The organism is Desertibacillus haloalkaliphilus (genome assembly GCF_019039105.1).
Classification (GTDB): domain Bacteria; phylum Bacillota; class Bacilli; order Bacillales; family KJ1-10-99; genus Desertibacillus; species Desertibacillus haloalkaliphilus.
The window spans coordinates 1-362 of record NZ_JAHPIV010000411.1 but is presented as its reverse complement, the minus strand read 5'-3'; the positions used below and the strand labels follow the sequence as shown (position 1 = coordinate 362).

1 protein-coding gene is annotated in these 362 nt (G+C 37.0%); it reads left to right on the top strand.

Features of this window, described 5'->3' with window-relative positions; genetic code table 11:
• Positions 1-362, top strand: a 362-nt coding sequence (locus tag KH400_RS22555; RefSeq protein ID WP_217228451.1) for a TcaA NTF2-like domain-containing protein, incomplete at both ends; no start/stop codon positions are given.

Sequence of the window (362 nt, the reverse complement as noted above, 5' to 3'; positions counted from 1 at the left end):
GAATTAATATTACTAGAAGGCGAACGAGCAGATGAGGTTGCTGATTTCTTACTTTCATACAAGGAACACATGATTGAGTCAGTTAATACTGGTGATTTTAACAAGTTAGAACCTTATTTAATTACAAATAATAGTTTCTATCACTCTTTAAGGCGTTATTCGAGCGATTTACATGGAGAGCGCTCGACAAAAGAGTTGGATCATTTTGATGTACAAGCAGTCTATGAAGATGAAATTGGAGAAATTCATGCTGATGTTGACGAAATGGTGACATTGTACGAGCATGGTGAAGAGAAGAAGATTTCTAGGAAATTACGCTTTGAACTCGTTCGTGGCGGGGATGATTCTTTACGGATTGTAAC